At 32.4% G+C, this 16,727-nt stretch carries 23 protein-coding genes and 1 pseudogene; 19 read left to right on the top strand and 5 right to left on the bottom strand.

All coding sequences use genetic code 11. The features are described from left to right. Positions 1 to 59 precede the first annotated feature (59 nt). The 15 genes and pseudogenes from O4O04_RS08220 to O4O04_RS08150 all read left to right on the top strand — a co-directional run bounded on the left by O4O04_RS08220 (position 60) and on the right by O4O04_RS08150 (position 10,553). Complete coding sequence (locus O4O04_RS08220) at positions 60 to 1,151, top strand: ParB N-terminal domain-containing protein (protein ID WP_272535350.1); 1,092 nt, start codon at positions 60 to 62, stop codon at positions 1,149 to 1,151. Further along, complete coding sequence (locus O4O04_RS08215) at positions 1,141 to 2,943, top strand: restriction endonuclease (protein ID WP_272535349.1); 1,803 nt, start codon at positions 1,141 to 1,143, stop codon at positions 2,941 to 2,943. The genes O4O04_RS08220 and O4O04_RS08215 overlap by 11 nt, the downstream gene beginning before the upstream one ends. 243 nt (positions 2,944 to 3,186) lie before the next feature. Beyond that, positions 3,187 to 3,453, top strand: a complete 267-nt coding sequence (locus O4O04_RS08210) for a hypothetical protein (protein WP_272535347.1) — start codon at positions 3,187 to 3,189, stop codon at positions 3,451 to 3,453. Next, the gene (locus O4O04_RS08205) at positions 3,431 to 4,228 is read left to right on the top strand and encodes a Nal1-like putative serine protease (RefSeq protein WP_272535346.1); all 798 of its coding nucleotides are present in this window, start codon (positions 3,431 to 3,433) and stop codon (positions 4,226 to 4,228) included. The genes O4O04_RS08210 and O4O04_RS08205 overlap by 23 nt, the downstream gene beginning before the upstream one ends. Before the next feature lie 552 nt (positions 4,229 to 4,780). After that, positions 4,781 to 5,041, top strand: a complete 261-nt coding sequence (locus tag O4O04_RS08200) for a hypothetical protein (RefSeq protein ID WP_272535345.1) — start codon at positions 4,781 to 4,783, stop codon at positions 5,039 to 5,041. 174 nt (positions 5,042 to 5,215) lie between these two features. After that, entirely contained in the window at positions 5,216 to 5,977 is a 762-nt protein-coding gene (locus O4O04_RS08195; protein WP_272535344.1) for an LEM-3-like GIY-YIG domain-containing protein, read from the top strand. Positions 5,978 to 6,420: 443 nt separating this feature from the next. Further along, positions 6,421 to 6,651 carry a type II toxin-antitoxin system antitoxin VapB gene (gene vapB, locus O4O04_RS08190; protein ID WP_272535343.1) on the top strand — a complete coding sequence of 77 codons (231 nt, stop codon included), beginning with the start codon at positions 6,421 to 6,423 and terminating at the stop codon, positions 6,649 to 6,651. Beyond that, positions 6,651 to 7,046: a type II toxin-antitoxin system tRNA(fMet)-specific endonuclease VapC gene (vapC, locus tag O4O04_RS08185; RefSeq protein WP_272535342.1), complete on the top strand. Its 396-nt coding sequence runs from the start codon at positions 6,651 to 6,653 to the stop codon at positions 7,044 to 7,046. The genes vapB and vapC overlap by 1 nt, the downstream gene beginning before the upstream one ends. 376 nt (positions 7,047 to 7,422) lie before the next feature. Continuing rightward, a complete protein-coding gene (locus O4O04_RS08180; RefSeq protein ID WP_272535341.1) occupies positions 7,423 to 7,860 on the top strand; it encodes a putative toxin-antitoxin system toxin component, PIN family in 438 nt (145 codons plus the stop codon). After that, entirely contained in the window at positions 7,853 to 8,116 is a 264-nt protein-coding gene (locus tag O4O04_RS08175; RefSeq protein WP_272535339.1) for a toxin-antitoxin system HicB family antitoxin, read from the top strand. Before O4O04_RS08180 ends, O4O04_RS08175 begins: the two co-directional genes overlap by 8 nt. 205 nt (positions 8,117 to 8,321) lie before the next feature. Next, positions 8,322 to 8,504 carry a hypothetical protein gene (locus O4O04_RS08170; protein ID WP_272535338.1) on the top strand — a complete coding sequence of 61 codons (183 nt, stop codon included), beginning with the start codon at positions 8,322 to 8,324 and terminating at the stop codon, positions 8,502 to 8,504. Then, positions 8,485 to 8,907, top strand: coding sequence for an Lp29 family lipoprotein (locus O4O04_RS08165; protein WP_442915953.1), 423 nt, complete (start codon positions 8,485 to 8,487; stop codon positions 8,905 to 8,907). Before O4O04_RS08170 ends, O4O04_RS08165 begins: the two co-directional genes overlap by 20 nt. A gap of 482 nt (positions 8,908 to 9,389) precedes the next feature. Continuing rightward, positions 9,390 to 9,629, top strand: a pseudogene (locus O4O04_RS08160) (CopG family ribbon-helix-helix protein); the annotation flags it as partial. Between the two features lie 6 nt (positions 9,630 to 9,635). Then, positions 9,636 to 10,055 (top strand): putative toxin-antitoxin system toxin component, PIN family, encoded by a 420-nt coding sequence (locus O4O04_RS08155; protein WP_272536052.1) that lies wholly within the window; start codon positions 9,636 to 9,638, stop codon positions 10,053 to 10,055. A gap of 18 nt (positions 10,056 to 10,073) precedes the next feature. Then, positions 10,074 to 10,553, top strand: coding sequence for a hypothetical protein (locus tag O4O04_RS08150; protein WP_272535335.1), 480 nt, complete (start codon positions 10,074 to 10,076; stop codon positions 10,551 to 10,553). Positions 10,554 to 10,597: 44 nt separating this feature from the next. On the opposite strand, the gene O4O04_RS08145 is transcribed toward O4O04_RS08150, so the two are convergent. Beyond that, positions 10,598 to 11,992 (bottom strand): hypothetical protein, encoded by a 1,395-nt coding sequence (locus O4O04_RS08145; RefSeq protein WP_272535334.1) that lies wholly within the window; start codon positions 11,990 to 11,992, stop codon positions 10,598 to 10,600. A gap of 240 nt (positions 11,993 to 12,232) precedes the next feature. On the opposite strand from O4O04_RS08145, the gene O4O04_RS08140 reads away from it, so the two are divergent. Beyond that, positions 12,233 to 12,436, top strand: a complete 204-nt coding sequence (locus tag O4O04_RS08140) for a hypothetical protein (RefSeq protein WP_272535332.1) — start codon at positions 12,233 to 12,235, stop codon at positions 12,434 to 12,436. Positions 12,437 to 12,504: 68 nt separating this feature from the next. Here the strand turns inward: O4O04_RS08140 and O4O04_RS08135 are convergent, their stop codons facing one another. From O4O04_RS08135 to O4O04_RS08120, 4 genes are read right to left on the bottom strand one after another with little or no spacing between them, the layout of a single operon-like run. Next, positions 12,505 to 13,086, bottom strand: a complete 582-nt coding sequence (locus O4O04_RS08135) for a hypothetical protein (protein ID WP_272535331.1) — start codon at positions 13,084 to 13,086, stop codon at positions 12,505 to 12,507. Next, entirely contained in the window at positions 13,083 to 13,688 is a 606-nt protein-coding gene (locus tag O4O04_RS08130) for a hypothetical protein (protein ID WP_272535329.1), read from the bottom strand. Before O4O04_RS08130 ends, O4O04_RS08135 begins: the two co-directional genes overlap by 4 nt. Next, positions 13,678 to 13,899 carry a FliM/FliN family flagellar motor C-terminal domain-containing protein gene (locus O4O04_RS08125; RefSeq protein WP_272535328.1) on the bottom strand — a complete coding sequence of 74 codons (222 nt, stop codon included), beginning with the start codon at positions 13,897 to 13,899 and terminating at the stop codon, positions 13,678 to 13,680. The genes O4O04_RS08130 and O4O04_RS08125 overlap by 11 nt, the downstream gene beginning before the upstream one ends. Further along, positions 13,899 to 14,543 carry a hypothetical protein gene (locus O4O04_RS08120; protein WP_272535326.1) on the bottom strand — a complete coding sequence of 215 codons (645 nt, stop codon included), beginning with the start codon at positions 14,541 to 14,543 and terminating at the stop codon, positions 13,899 to 13,901. The genes O4O04_RS08125 and O4O04_RS08120 overlap by 1 nt, the downstream gene beginning before the upstream one ends. A 135-nt stretch (positions 14,544 to 14,678) precedes the next feature. On the opposite strand from O4O04_RS08120, the gene O4O04_RS08115 reads away from it, so the two are divergent. The 3 genes from O4O04_RS08115 (at position 14,679) to O4O04_RS08105 (ending at position 16,689) form a co-directional block, all read left to right on the top strand. Further along, positions 14,679 to 15,338, top strand: a complete 660-nt coding sequence (locus O4O04_RS08115) for a metallophosphoesterase (RefSeq protein ID WP_272535325.1) — start codon at positions 14,679 to 14,681, stop codon at positions 15,336 to 15,338. Positions 15,339 to 15,427: 89 nt separating this feature from the next. Next, a complete protein-coding gene (locus tag O4O04_RS08110) occupies positions 15,428 to 16,033 on the top strand; it encodes an RNA polymerase sigma factor (RefSeq protein ID WP_272535323.1) in 606 nt (201 codons plus the stop codon). A 5-nt stretch (positions 16,034 to 16,038) separates the two neighbouring features. Beyond that, complete coding sequence (locus O4O04_RS08105) at positions 16,039 to 16,689, top strand: hypothetical protein (RefSeq protein WP_272535322.1); 651 nt, start codon at positions 16,039 to 16,041, stop codon at positions 16,687 to 16,689. Positions 16,690 to 16,727: the final 38 nt, after the last annotated feature.

Raw genomic sequence — 16,727 nt, 5'->3', positions numbered from 1 at the left:
TTCGTTAGCTGCAACCCTGGAATTTTATTTTAAAAAATTTAAGGAGAATAATAAAATAAATGAAATTAGAAAAAATAAAAATTGGTATAGATGATTTGCTTTTGGATCCGAATAATCCTAGATTTGCAGATATTTCCGATGATGCTTTAAATATAGATCAATCAAGATTTGGTGATGCATTAATTCAAGAGGCGGCTTTCGAAAAAATGATGAATCCCAAATTCGATGTTATAACATTGGCTAATTCTATTTCGACAGTAGGCTTTGTTCCAGTTGATAATATCGTAGTAAGCAAAGTATCAGAGAAACTTTTTTATGTCATAGAGGGAAACAGACGAACTTCTGCAATTAAATATCTTATAAAACAATTTAATCTGGGATTATCCACTCTTAGCGAAGTAGAAATAAAAAATCTAAAAAATATTGAAGTCCTAGCAGTAGATAATATGGAAAATTCCAATTTAAAGATCGGAATGATAATCCAGGGTATTCGTAATGTCAGTGGGATCAAAGAATGGGAGGCTTTTCAAAAAGCTCAATTTATAAATCAAATGATTGATTTTGGAAAGCAACCTGGTGAGATATCAAAAACCATAGGAATACCTGTAAAGGAAATAAATAGGTATTATAAAACCTATAGTGTAATGCTACAATTTAAAACTGATGAAGAATATGCTTCGAAATGGAAACCAAGCTACTTTAGTTACTTTGATGAAATTTTGAAAAAGCCCGCACTAAGAAATTTTTTTGAATTCAATGAAGAAACATTTAGATTTGACAATATTGAGAATATTAAAAGGTTCTATGAGTGGATAGTACCAGACGAAGAAGGAAAAAGCACTTTTTCTGATGCACGTACCGTAAGACGACTTTCAGAATTACTCGATGATAATATTGCATTAAATTATCTCGATGATAGGAATTTTGATAAAGCTGTAAATTATATTAATCAAAAGAATTTTAATCAAAATATAGTTTCTGTTAATGAATGTATTGTCCAAATAAGATCTGCTATTAATGCTTTTAAGACAATTTTAGCAGAAAGTTTAGAAATAGAATTAACGGATGAAGAATTTACTGAAATTAAATTAGGAATTGATGAAATGAATAAAAATTTCAAAAGAGTTGAACAGCTATACAATGTTCGATGAAAATCTTTTAGAATCGATTGCCAAGGAGACGAAAACTAATAAATTAGGAACTGATGAATTGCTTACCAAATATTATGTTAAGCAAGGGAGAAATAGTTTTAAGGCTTCTGAATTAGCGTTTAGTAATCTAAATAATTTTTTAGAATTTACTAATGCAAATATTCTGTGTAACAATGAGAATAATACAGATTATTTGTATAAAACAGTAACAAAAGAGATAACGATACAAAATCCGAATTACTTTGAAGTTAAAAATATTTATTCAAATTTAGTTCAGACTAATTGGAGAGATTTCGAATTTATTTCTGCTTCAATACTTAGATTATGTTTCCAAGGTCTTGAAGTAAGTGCAAGCCAAGCTACCGCAGACGGAGGAGTTGATTTTGAGGGAAAGATAGCAATATTGTCTGCAGAATCCAAACAGACTTATGGTTATATTCAAGTATATGGTCAATCGAAGCGATATTCAGCTAATGTGGGTATTGAAGAGATTAAACAATTTGTTGCTTTTGCCAACAGCAAAAAAAGAAATTATACTCACTTCCCTCAATTATTTCTTTTCTTTACAACATCAGATTTTGCTAGAAATTCTCGTTCAGAATTGAATATTAATGGATTCATAGGTCTATCTGGATTGCAAATAGCTAGTCTAATTTATAATAACAAGAACTTAATAAGTGGTAATTGTAAATATTTAGATGGACTTTTTATTCAAAAAAAAAGGGCTGCAGCTAACTTTCGCTTGCCGCATCGCCGGAATACCGGCTTGGTCTTCGACACATTCCTCTTCGTCACGCTTCTTGCAAAAGCAAGAAGACGTGCCAACGCTAACGCCTCCTTTGGAGGCTCAGCTACGAGGAACGTCGGCAAGCTCATTCGTTATTTGCAATGTGTCATTTTTGTTAACCGAGTAATCCATAGAATAATTAATCTTAAAAGAGGAAAAATGATGTTAGATATTTTGAATTTAAATTATAGCAATTCGGTTCATAGATTTAAAGAATTAGCTGAAAAAAATTCGGATTTATTGTCTAGTTTTAATGAAAAATTTTCAAATTTCGGTTGGTCAGATTATCATCCCAATGATTCGGAAAATTTAGAAGAATTTATGAAAGCGAATAGGCCATGTTTAGTCGATAGGAAATCTAAACAAATACATATTTATATTGATGAAAGTTTAAAAAATATACTAGATGATTATCTTTCTTTGGAAGATATTACAGTATTTGTAAGCAATTTTTTTCAAATAGAAACAGTCTTATTAATTGAATCTTTTAAAAATACAATTAATGAATTTCCAAGAAAAAATAGTCAAATCATAACAACCGGTATTTACGAATTCATAAAAAAAAGAAAAATAAAAAATTCATACAATCTCATGATTTTATCAGATGATTTATGTCCAGCGGAGGAGATGTACAATTTTGTTTTTGGTGAAAGTAATTTTAGTAATGCGACAGCTATGGTATCAATTTTTAGATATTTTCATGATAAAAATAAATTAAATGAAAGGTTGATTAAGATGATTATGCATGAACTGGGACATGTATTTAGACTTAATCATTGCATATCTCACAATTGTATCATGAATGGAATAAATGATATTGAAGAACTGGACAATATTCAAATAGATTTTTGTTCAAAATGTAATTCTAAATATTATTTTATTTCAAATATTTCTTTGTTGCAAAAATATTCTACACTTATTCAATTAATCGAAGATAATGTAAGTAAGGATAAATTCTTAAAACCAATTTATGTTAAAAATAAAGTACTGGATAGTTTGTTTTGACACACTGCAAATAACTCCGCGTTACTGGAAACGTCTTCGCTCCTTTGTCTTTAAGGAAGCGGAACTTCAGACCCATTCGGGTGTCACTTCGATTGCTTTGTTCACTTCATTCACAGCAATCTCGTGCCAACGCTAACGTGTCCTTTGGACACTCAGCTATCCCGAACGGCAGCAACGCTCCTCGTTAGGCGAACTGCTCAAGAATCTCGGATTTAATGTATTAAAATTATTTAAGGAAAAAAAATGACAAACCTCGACAAAATAACAGAACAATTAAGCAATCAAATATTTGCTGGTGGAGGATTTAGAGGCAGTCTCACCACAAATGTACAGGCATCTTCCAATAATGGAGATGAAGATTTCATCCGTCCAGTGGTAGACATGACTTATGGTCTAGATATTGTTGGAATTGGTCATAACGACAATTTAAAGAAACCCAAAATTTTACCTTTTTGCTCGCTCTGCCTCCCAGTCATATCTAAAAAATATGAAAAAAGTAGAGAACATTGAATATAATATAATTAAATTTGGAAGAACCGAAATTAGACCGCAAGCTGCATCATCTGCAAGAGCAGTAGGTCAAATTTTTTATAGAAAGAATCGAATTTGTTGTGGTTCATCATGTGCTCCAAGTGGTGAATCTTACGCCGGGACATTCGGAGCTATCGTATCCGATGCAAATGGAAAACACTTTGCATTATCAAATAACCACGTTTTCGCAGCTTGTAATCATATTGAAAAGGACATGCCTATTATGTCGCCTGCTGGTTCAGATGTAATTCCAAATTCCGCCGTTCCTCTTGCAATATTTAAGCACTCTGATATTATTGAAATCAGAAGTGGTTATCCGCTCTTAGTACCAAAAAATAGAATGGATGCTGCAATAGCTGAAGTGATCGATATCAAATCAGTATCGAGCTTCCAAGGAAATTTTTATGACACGCCAACAAGTGTCATAAATCCAACTGAAGGACTCCGAGTAAAAAAAGTAGGTCGAACTACATCGTTAACAATTGGAACCATTAAAGCAAAAATGAATACAATGAAATTACCGTATAAAACCAAGTATTTTAATGCTGTAACATATTTTGAAGAATGTTGGATAGTCGATCCCGATGAGAATGCATTCGCAGCTCCGGGAGATTCAGGTTCACTAGTCGTTACAGAAGATGAAAAATTTGCAGTTGGTTTGCTATTTGCTGTATCTGGTGAAGGATATGGAATTTTCGCTCCAATAAGTGGTATCCTAAAAAATTTTAGTCTAAATCTTGTTACTGGAATGTAAGTTTTGAATTTAGATAGCCTACTAAATATCTCTGGAATTTCCGGATTCTCTGAAGATCGGAACTCAGGATACGTAATAATTTATACTAATAAAAAAAAATTCAATGATTATGAAGTAGAAAGAATAGAAAAAATAATTCCGAATAAAAAATACAAAATTTCATATCTAGGAAAAATAACTTCAAACTAAATAAATTTCGCACTTCGCCTAATTTCGCTTACCTGGAAACGTCTTCGCTCCTTTGCCCTTAAAGAAGCGGAGCTTCAGACCCATTCGGGTGTCACTACGATTGCTTTGTTCTCTTCGTTCACAGCAATCTCGTGCCAACGCCAACGTCTCCTTCGGAGACTCAGCTATCCCGAACGGCAGGTAGGCTAGTTCGTTAGCAGTAATTTTATGAAAATACGTTCACGAGAAAGAGAAAAATATATGACGAATGAATCAATGGTCTTTGTAGCCAAAAATCTAAGCAGAAAAATATTTTTTGTTTTAGTATTTACATTATTTATCAGTAGTTGTGCAACATTCAGACAATGAAATAGTGTTGCTAACTTGTCTGGAACAAAATGGCTCTATTCCGACAAAGATTGGACTTATGAAGTGCATTTTAAGAACAATGGACAATTATTTACGACTCATCCAAATGACAAGACGAAAGGAGATGATTATTGGGAGCAAAGTAATACAACGGTTGACTTTTCTTACAATGATAAATATTCTATATACAACGGAAAACTCATAGGACAAGATACAATTGTAGGTATAGGAAGAAACCAAAACGATACTTGGGAATTTAGAATGACTAAAAAGTGATAAAAAGCTACTGCTAACAGCGGTTATTCGGAATAGCGGGTGCAGTGCTTCGTATGATAGTTTAGTGGTAGGTTCAAGTTCAGTTCTTCGTATGAACATTTGTGCTAAAAATCCGCCACTACGCAAAGCCGCAAAACGTTATACGCCATAGAAAAAAATATTTTAGGTAGATTTATGAAAAAATTTAACAAAAAAATTCAAGAGGCACTTGGATACTATGTTTACGGTCTGATTGATCCATTCACAAAGAGAATATTTTACATTGGTAAAGGCGGAAAAAACAGCCGACCACATGAACATTTAAAACCCTCTAAAATTGAAACAGATAAAACATTAAAAATCAGTGAAATTAGAAAACGTAAAAAAGAACCCATCATTGATATTATTAGATACGGATTGGAATCAAATGAAATTGCGCACCAAATTGAAGCAGCAATTATAGATACAATTGGATTAGAAAATTTAACTAACAAGGTTCGCGGACACGGAATAGAAAATGGTAGATTGTCTATTCCGGAAATAGAAAGACTTTATGGTAGTGATGCTATTTTTAAAAAGGATATAACCGAAAAGATGATGATGTTCTTCATTTCTCGAACTTATAGTACAACTTTAAATGAAATTGAAATATACGACGCTACCAGACAATTTTGGTTTGGTGTAGCGGAATCTACAAGAACAAATAATAAACAGGGCGAGTTAGATTACAAAATTGCGCTCTCAATATTTGACAGTGTAATAGTAAGAGTATACTCTATAGAATCTTGGTTTCAAGCTGGAAAAACCCTAACAACAAGGGAAAATAAGGATAGAAAGAATAGATTTGAATTCATTGGCAATAAGATTGAAAATCATTATTTATTAGGTAAAAAAATCTTGAATGATGATGGAAAGGAAATAAAAGCATATCAAGCTGGATATGGTTACATTAATTAAATTTATGCGGCGTATAACTGCGGCTAAACGCATCGCTTCGGGACTTCGCCCTCGCTCGGCCTTTGGCAAATTCCCTTCCGGCACGTCTCTTGCCTTCGCAAGATTCGCGCCGACGGTAACGCCTCCTTTGGAGGCTCACCTAGAATCTACATCGGCAAGCTCATTCGTTAGATGCAATTGCTAGATATCACAGAAATTAAGATTACTTTTGCAAAAATTGTGTAATTTACAATTAGCGTTAGATCTTTTTTTAAAAAAAGAAAATCAATAACTCAGATTGTTTTCTGGATTATTATTGATTATCGATTACATCCTTTTCTTATCTTCGATCTAAGAACATAGCGTTTTTCCAGAAGCAATTTCTGATTCTTTACATATCCCTTTTAGTGAAAGATAGTTGACGAATATATATCGCGATATATACCTGCAGTAAAGGTATAAATATGCAAACAGCAAAATTATTTCAAAATGGAAGAAGTCAAGCTGTAAGACTTCCGAAAGAGTTTCAATTTATTGGCGAGGATGTTTTAATCAAAAAGGTTGGAAATGCTGTAATCTTAATTCCACATGAAAAATCCTGGGAAGTTTTTTTAGAAGGCTTAAATTCATTTACTGATGACTTTCTATCCGAAGGAAGAGACCAAGGCCATGACAAGGAAAGAGAAACTTTTTGATGTATCTATTAGATACCAACATTTGCATTTACATTATAAAGCAAAAACCACCTCAGGTTCTAAAGAAATTAAATCTAAAAAGAAAGTCGGACATTTATATTTCATCTATTTCTGTGGCTGAGCTTGAGTTTGGAGTTTCAAACAGTGATTATCCTGAACGGAACAAAGTATCATTAATATCATTTCTTTCAATATTTAACATTCTTAATTTTGATGACATCGATGCTTCGGAATTTGGAAATATAAAGTCGTTTCTAAGGAAATCGGGCAAAATAATTGGAACAATGGACTTACTGATTGCTTCACAGGCACGTGCCAGGAATTTAATATTGGTGTCGAACAACACAAAAGAATTTGAAAGAGTGCCTAATCTAAAATTAGAAAATTGGGTCTAAGATGTAGAAAAGCAACTGCATCTAACTCCGCGTTACTGGAGACGTCTTCGCTCCTTTGTCTTTAAGGTAGAGGAGCTTCAGACCCATTCGGGTGTCACTACGATTGCCCTGCTCTCTACGTTCACAGCAATCTCGTGCCAACGCCAACGTCCAGCACCATTTTATACATTCGCAAAGCTCATTAAATGGTGCTGGACTCGGCTATCCCGAACGGCAGTAACGCTCCTCGTTATTCGCAAGCTCGATGCGTTTAATTATATTAAAATCTTTTTCATCCAATAGAGCTAATTTCCTCAGTAATTTCCTTTCAGTAAATCTACGAATTAATCTGTTAAAAAAATACTTGACTCTGATAGCATATGCACTACCTTAAATTGTGAGGATTGTATTAGATACGAATGTGTTTTTTCAAGCGATTCGGAATAAGAATGGAGCATCAGGTTACATTTTACAAAAGATAATTGAGAAAAAACTTGAGATGATGATTTCTATCCCTGTTTTTATGGAATACCAAGATGTTCTTACACGGGAGAAAAGCCTAAAACAGCTTGACATTGATAAGAAAAGTGTAACAACAATATTAGATTTTGTTTCACTGCTTGCTACTCCAGTTGAAATTAATTATTTAATGAGGCCAAATTTAAAAGATGAATCGGACAATATGTTTGTTGATCTCGCATTCGCAAGCCGTAGCAAATTTTTAATAACATCAAATATCAAAGACTTTAGACACAATGCTGATTTACGATTTGATTCTTTTAAAATTTTTAAGCCAACTGATTTTGTGAAGTTTTGGAGAGGAAGTTATGAGTAAAAAAAATGTTTTAACAATTAGAGTCCCAGAAGATTTAAAATATCGCATTGAGAAAACAGCTTCACTACAAGGAGTTTCGATTAACCAATTTGCTTTATATGCATTTACAAAAGGGATTTCAGAGATTGATACAGATAATTTTTTTAGAAGTAGAATTGAAGGAAAAAAATCAGAAAAGATTGAAAAGGACTTTTTTGAAATTTGGAATCGAGCTGGAAATAAAAAAACGAAATTGCCTGAGTGGGATAAGATATAGTTATAAAAAAAGAGCCTGTGAATACCTTTCGCTTGTCGCAGCGCCGGAATACCGGCTTGGTCTGCGACATATAGATCCTTATCACGATTCTTGCAGGAGCAAGAATACGTGCCAACGGTAACACCTCCTTTGGAGGCTCACGTAGGATCTACGTCGGCAAGCTCATTCGTTAAGCGAAATTATTTTATTATAAAAAGGATAAACAATGAAAAACTTATTTATTTATGCATTATTTGTAGTAATTTCGTGTAAATCTTACGAAATTGTTCAAATTGATAAGGCGAAGTTATCTTCGAAATCTATTAATTCGAATATTGCACTTGTTGGATTTTTTCCATATAAATATGAAAAAAATGGAAATGTAATTACTGCTTTTTTTAGACTATGACAATTCTCTAAAAGAATTTTTTATTAGTGGTAAGCCAATTGAGAATTATAAATCAGAAACAATAAATAATTTAATTACTAATGAACACTGTGGAGCAGTGATACAACAATATCTTAAAAATGTTAGAATATCTGGTATAAAAGAATTAGAGGAAGTACTTTCTAATAGAGAAGGTGACGGAAATAAAATTAATTGTTTAATGAAAACAAAGGATGTTGAATATTACATCTTTGGTGTATTGGGAGAACCTTTTCCAAACGATAATGGCTATTGGGTTTTAAATTTAGGTAATTCATTTCTATCTTTCATAACTCTCAATATATATCCTTCCATAAGCCGCCATCCATTACGTGTAAATTTTTATATTTATGATTCTAAATTAAATCGCATTGATGATTTATGAGGAGTATATTATGATAAGAAAATCATGGTGGTTTAATTTGGAAACTAGTGATGATCGTAAGTATACACGCGATGAACAAATAGCCATAAAAAATTCACTCGTCGCTATAATAAAAGAATTCCATTTTGATTATACTAATAAATTTAAAAAGTAGAAAATAAATTATCTTCGCATAACTCTACGATACTAGAAACGTCTTCGCTCCTTTGATTTTAAAGAAGCGGAGCTTCGGACCCATTCGGGTGTCACGACGATTGCCCTGCTCTCTTCGCTCAAGTAATCTTGTGCCAACGCTAACGCCCAGCACCATTTCAAACGTTCGCATAGCTCACTAAATGGTGCTGGGCTCAGCTTTCCCGAACGGCAGTAACGCTACTCGTTATGTGTCATTGCAAAATCAGTTTCTTGACACTATTTCTTTCGAAACAACAACTTAAAAAAAATGAATTGACATATATACAAAGATTGTATATGATGATCTTATGAATCAAACTGTCAATATCTCATTTGAAAAATCTTTACTAAAAGCAATAGATGAAATAGCTAAAAGAGAACATCGATCAAGATCAGAATTGATCAGAGAAGCGGCTAGGAAATATATTGAAAAAAAAGAGAAGTGGGAATCAATTTTTAACTACTCAGAAACCATGATTGCAGATAAGAATTTGTCAGAAAAGGATGTAATTTCTGAAATTAAAAAATATCGCAAAAGTAAAAAAAGCATCATAATGCTCAGAATACTTCTCGATACGAATATATATATTTCTGCCATAGTTTTTAAAGGTAAGCCAAGAAAGATACTCCAGGATCTAATTGAAAAGAAATATATAGGTTTAATAACAAAGGAAATATTAGAAGAGATAGAAGGAACACTAAGTGGTAAAAAGTTTTCTTTAAAATCCGATTATATTCACGCTGTAATTGAAGAGATTAAAGAAATTTCTGAAATTATAAAAAATAAACCCCTTAATAATTATTTTGAATTAAGAGATCGGGATGATTTTCATATTTTGGAAGCATGTTTTTCAGGGAAAATTGACTATTTAATAACTGGAGATAAGGATTTATTGGAACTAAATATAAATTTAGGTTTTAGGATAATATCACCTGGAGAATATGATATAGTAGAGAAATTATTTGAGCTTTAAATAAATGAAATAATTTATATGGAAGCAAGAAGTATTAATTCAATAGATAAAGACACTCTTATTAAATATCCCTTGTGGGGATATATTCCTTCTAAGGATGGCTCACTATGGATTAAACCTGTTAAATCTTTAACAAATTTAAAAAATAGAATGGTAACAGCCGAAATTACATTTAGAAATGGAACAAAAGGTTTCGGTTTTATTGAATTTTTAAGATTAGATTCCCCAAATTGGTCGAAACACAATCGAGTATTGTGGTTACTTTTAGAAGAATCAAAATGGTTTCGATTGACTAAATATTATAACCATAAATCCAACGATCCACATGGTCCAGAAGAATTAGCAAATCAATTAGGTATGAGAATAGAAGATGTTTTTCCAATACATTTTGAGGCACAGAAATTTTTAAATAAAGAATCTGAAGTTCTAAGTGGTTTATTTGAGATAAAACCAAAATGGGGAGTATCTCATGATGAAGCAGTATTAATGAAAGGATAGAATAAATTACTTTATTTTAAAACGATAAATTATCGCACAGAATTTCAAAGAGTCTTCAATTGAGTTAATTCAACTTCCACTTCCCTTTCTGAATAAGTAGCTGTTCCAGTTGTAAAATCAAAAGTCTTAATGGTTTTGGAATCTATAATCTCGATAGTCTTTGTGTTCTGATTAACGCTTAACCCTTCTGGTAGATTTGATAGTCCACTAATTGCCGTAGCTCTACTTGATAGATTGTTTGTGTTCACCAATCTAAATGTGATCAAAGATGATCCGACTGGCTTACCTGCTACAAGTATCTCCTCAGAGTCTTCAATCGAGTAAATAGCTACTACGTCATCTATACCTGTAATATGAACTACCTGCAATCTAGGATAAAGTTTATATAACTTATAGCTCGTTATCCCTATTGCTTGTGGTAGAGCTTTGTAATAAACTTGACCATTATTTCTTACAAGATATCCATTGCCTGCTGAACAAAAGTTCGTAGCTGAGTAAGTCTCCGACCAATCATCCCAATTACCAGTATTGTTTTCATCAATTGTAGTACTCCAATTAGTGATGGATGTAGTGTTTGGATCATAATAGAATATTCCCGTTCCATTAGCCCCACCAATATTATGTGAGAAGTAGAATTTGTTATCAGGAAATTTTTCTACAAAAGTGTAGTTTGTTCCAGTGCTATTTGAATCGATTAGCGTAGTAACACCGTTCTTAATTGAGTCAAAGCGAAATATTTCTGTAGCGAAAGAATAGTGGTTAATAAGTACTTCTCCTTCATCAGAGACTCTAGCTATATATAGATTGATTAGATTTCCAGAGCCAGTAGAATAAACTATCTCTTTATTGTTTCCTTCAACTGTGTATTTTTTGATTCGCCTAGCTCCATCTCTATCGTTACTTACAGTATAGACATTTCCGTCCAAGTCAAAGCTGACTGCACTTGTTAAATCGTTGTTAAATAGAGACCTAGTTGTTAGATCAAGACACTTTGCACTGCCTTCTGCATTACTGATAATAATGCGACAAGGTTGATAATCTCTTAAAGCATACTGAGAGACATTAAGTTCGCCATCTACTTGTAGTGTATATACATCATCTGATAGTTCGATTAAAACGCCCTTGTTTTTTAAGGTGTAAAAATTCTTAACAGTAATATTTCCTGAAGAGAAAGCAGGAGTAATAGAATTATCATTATTTACAACGACTGCATTTGTAGTGTTGGATGTGTTTCGTGTAATGCTATTTTTAGCTACACCTACTGCCTTTGCATTTTCAAGATTTACCTTTAATTGGGAAAATCCTGGATCAGTTGAGCTACCAGTACCTATTCCACTAGCACCGAGAAATCCTAGCAAAAATAGTGGATCATCACTTTTTTTGTTATCACAAGAAATTAGTAGTACAATAGATGTAATTAAAATTAATTTATTTATCATTTGGATACCTCCAATGTATCATTCATTATACTATATAATGGTTTTTCTCATTGAATTATTGCAGTAAGGGAATTTTTTGTTAGAATTTCTTTGCAAAAGATAAGTTATGATTATTTAGCCATAATTAATTTTCTGGCCTATACTCCAATCATCACATAAGCTTTCCGATTTTTCTGGTCCAAGGAGAACTATATGTCTAATAGACCAAACAAAAAATTTAGGAATTGCAAGTAAGAACTTATGACAAACTATACAAAAATTAATGGGAAATTTCATGCTAAGATGGCTACGTATCCAGCATTAAAATATTTCGCCATCGCACTTGGTGATAAATTAATTTCAGACAAACTCTTGAGCTTCATAGAGCACGAAAGAAGTGGACTTCCATTAAAAAAAATATTTCTCACGCAAAACAAGCTTACATCAATTCTAAGAGTATTGTAAAAGAATGGTACATTGCCATTTCATCTAGATTTTGACGATCATTATTCATTTCCATGCCCCATTTTATTTTAAGGGTCAACTATCATTATATGTTTTAATAATTTATCGTAAAAAAGTCTTGCTCTCCCTCTTGTATGCCAGTTATTACTCTCTGTAAGATTACTTGATATTAGGCATTCGTAGGTCTGCCTGTTAAGACTTTTAACCTTAAGACGCTCATCTTCACTGAGGGTAAGAAGCTCACTCTCTGTGAGTGTAAATCTTGCACCTTCCCACTTGGCATTATCTAAAGTAAGTTGTGATAAAATACTCTGAGTTGCATCAAACTTCTCATTAACTCTAGTAACAAACAAGTAATCCTTTAATTTATATTTTTCAGCCATAGCTCTTAGCTGTTTCTCACTAATGTTAAATATTATGAATGGGTTTACAAGATCACAACATACTCCTTTAATGCGATCATATAAATAGTTTCCTCGGTTCAGGTCTATACCAATCCTCGCAGGTAAGTCATCACCTTGTTTGTCTTCTGAAGGTATTAACGCAAATGTATATATCATAGGAGCTACACCATTCAAGATTTGATATATAAGAGAGTCTTTATCACCTAAGTGCAATCTCTCATTGCTTTTTTCTTTTGAGTTACTCATCCCTCCTCCAGTCTACTCAGCTTTCTTTCTAATACCCTCTCTATTTCCCTTACAGTAGAGTAATATACTTCCGGCTGGGGTATAGGTAACTCATCAAACATAGCTCGAATTTCTTTAGATTTGGTGAGAGAGGTAGAACATTTTTCCATATTGTCTAGCGCTATAGAAATTACTAAAGGGTCCTCTGACTTAATTATTGAGTAAATATCTTTAGCTGTGTAGTACTGAGTAGTTGCAAAGATGTTTCCTGGATCATTTGAAGGAGTAACATCTAGTAAGTTTCTTAAGCTAGTAATATACTCACTATCCGGATTACTCTGAATAAATTTTTCGGCTTTTACTTTCCCGCCGACTTCTGTTTTGAGTGTAAAGATTTCTTCAAGCTCCTTACTAATTTGATCAAAATCGTTTTCACTAACAGTAAGTCCTATAGCCCAAATCTCTAGGAACTTTAGTTTTTCATGCCTTGGAAGCAAGTTAAGACACTCATTCTTGAGATCATTACCTGCCCTTTCGAAAAGCATGTAGCATCTAAGTTCATTTATTTCAGAATCGTTCCTGGAATTGTAATTATCATGAAAGTATTTTAGTTTAACATTCATCAATGATCCTCACTCCGAATTTATTTCCAACAGTTACAATTTCTCCAGTAAATTTTGGCTTACCATTTACCAATACAATAGCTGGTTCTATGAACTCATTGTCTAATTCTAGAATAGAATCCTTTTCTGCTTTTTCTAATTTAGAGAGAGGAATTCTAGCTCTACCAATTACGACAGTAATATCTAAATCAATATCCTTCATATCTGCCATTAAATTGTCCTCCAATTGTATTCTCGTAGAAATTGTTGATTAAATATCATACAAGCTTTAGTGATTAATTCATTAGAATCCAGATCCTTCCAATGAAATTGAATGGGAATAGAAACAACTAGTTCTTTAGATTCAAAATTATCTTCCATTTCGATCAACGACGTTTCTATATTTTGCAAACGAGGTTTTTTATTGCCATAAGCAGCGAATGAATAGAAAAGAGTTTTATGAAAGTCTTTGATAATAATATCTTCTATGATACTTATCTCGAAGTCTGTAATCAGATTTTTGCGTAATAGAATTCGATTTTCGATTCCCTCCAATGAGCCTTTAAGTCTGATATAAAGTAATGAGGAAAATGTTTCTTGATCCCAAAAGCATCCATACTTTGCGTAATTTGATTCAAGTCGTCCTGTCCATCCACTAGAGAAATCGATTAGTTTGCTGCGGATATTTTCAAACTTAGTGAATTCGAAGTCGCCTTTTGTTATATTCAGTCGGAAATGGTTATAGTCAGATATAGATTGCTCCACTAAATCGATATAGTGTGTGAGACCTTTACGAATTATGGGAATCTCCTCGTCCAACAATCGTTTAGGGGATTTGAAATCGTATTTTGTTACTTCATTTTCGTTTCCTATCAATAGTTGCTCCTACCTTGAAAAACATTCGTGCAATAATTATAATGCGTAGTTAGACAAAAATATTGCAGTTTGGAGCTTTTTTCTTAGAAAATATTTTTTTTCTTGTCAAAACCGGTATGATGATATACTGAATCCGTGAATCAAATTAAAAACAAAATTTATAAAAATAATATTCCGTTCATCGCGATTGGAGACTTGCATGATCGTTACGACCTTTTGCAAAAATTGATCTTACGAATCAATAAATGTAATTTATTAGACTATCGAATTGTTTTCTTAGGGGATTATTTTGGAGGTACTAGAGATTTTGGATATTTATTGAAAGAAATTTATAAATTAAGAGAAGAAAGCGATTTTATAATTGGAAATCATGATTTAGAGTTCATCAACTTATGGAATCTAGTTAACTCATCGATTGAAAAGAAAATGAAATTATTAGAATATTTTCAATTGGAGGAAGAGATAGTTCAATGGTTTCTCTCTTCACTAGTTTCTAGTGTCGAGACTCCAAAAGTATTTCTATCGCATGCTGGAATTGATGATTTAAAGAAATTAGAAGATCAAACGCTTACAGATCTAACAACCTCTTGTTATAGAGCAAATTTAGACCATGTTACAGAGAAGTTGATAATTCAGGGACATTTGCCAATGGATGAGGTAACCATTGAAGGAAATCATATCTTCGTAGACACGGGATGTGGATATGGAGGGTATTTATCCGCATATATTTACCCAGATGGAATTAATATTACTAGTAAAACAGAATTAGGAGCGTATCAACATGAATATAATTAGTAGTTCAAATGGTAATGATTACAGGAAAATCGAATTCGATACAAACAAAACGAATTCCATTCTTTTGAAATTAAGGAGTTAAAAAGTATTTGAAAAAGAAAAAAACAGATACGATAAAGAATGAAGCCGAAATACAAGAATTAATTTCAAGTATGGTGAAAAATGACACGAAAGCATGGAGTGAATTTATGAAAATTTTCCATGACATGTTTTTAGGTTTTGTAAATAGTAAAGCCTCCAACTTAGATGGAGATAATATAGTCTCCAATTTCTATTTCAAATTAATCGAAGATGATTTCCATAGACTGAAAAATTTTACTTATGGGGACCAAGTAAATTTATCTCAATATTTGAGATTTATTCTTTATAATGAAATTATGACAGAATCCCAACAGAGAAATTACAATTCAAGTGAAATTCTAGAAGAATATCAAACTAATTTATTTCAAAAAGAAGAAACTGATGAGGGGTATATCTACCAAGATATTACGCATGAAATGTTCATGGAAGCTGTTATGCAATTAGATAATATTGATCATAGAAAATCAATCTACCTTCTCTATCTAGGTAATAAAAATAGAGAAATAGCAGAGATTTTAGATAAACCTATTAATACAATCTTATCCTGGAATAAAAGAGCTAAAGAACAATTGGCTATATTACTAGAAAAAATTCGAAAGGGTGCAATAAAATAATCATTATGGGAATTACTTTTAATAGAGAAGAAGAAGTCACAAATGAAATTCTACAGAAGTATGTGAATGGTAATTTAGAAATATGGATTGTTCCTGAAGTGGAAAAATATATTAATACATCTAAAAAAGTATTCCAGCGGTATATGGAAATTATGGAGATGCAATATTATATCTCTAAAGGTTCCCCTATTTCCAAAAGAATGGAAGAAAAAGTTTTAAATATGCTTCCGAATGCAGATTCAAAAAAGAGCCATCTAGCGCTTCGGGTTAGCCTTCAAAATGATAAGGTTATAATTTTTTCTTCAGATAAAGAAGAAGTTAATTTTTTTAGCGATAAGGAAGAACACGCATGGAATTCATCGGAGCCAAGCTCTTTTTCAATCAAACGTTATCTCAGTGGAGAAGAAGTTTCTATTGAGATAATTCCTGGAGAAAAAAAACATAATTTTCAATTGGCAGTTGAATCTAAACCAGGTATGTCAATTGATTGCGAGATCTATGATGAATCTAAAGTCATCGAATACTTACAAGATGTCTCTTCTCGAAAGACATTTGATTATCCGATAAAATCTATGACTAAAACGAATCTAAGATTTTTACGGAATTCATCCATAGCATTTACTATTTCATTATCAATAAGATATAGGTTATCTTAAATTCATCTGAAAATAAATCATGATTGAAAGGAATTAAA

Source organism: Leptospira sp. GIMC2001, assembly GCF_028462125.1.
Classification (GTDB): domain Bacteria; phylum Spirochaetota; class Leptospiria; order Leptospirales; family Leptospiraceae.
The sequence above is the reverse complement of the archived record's forward strand: the minus strand, read 5'-3'. Positions and strand labels throughout refer to the sequence as shown.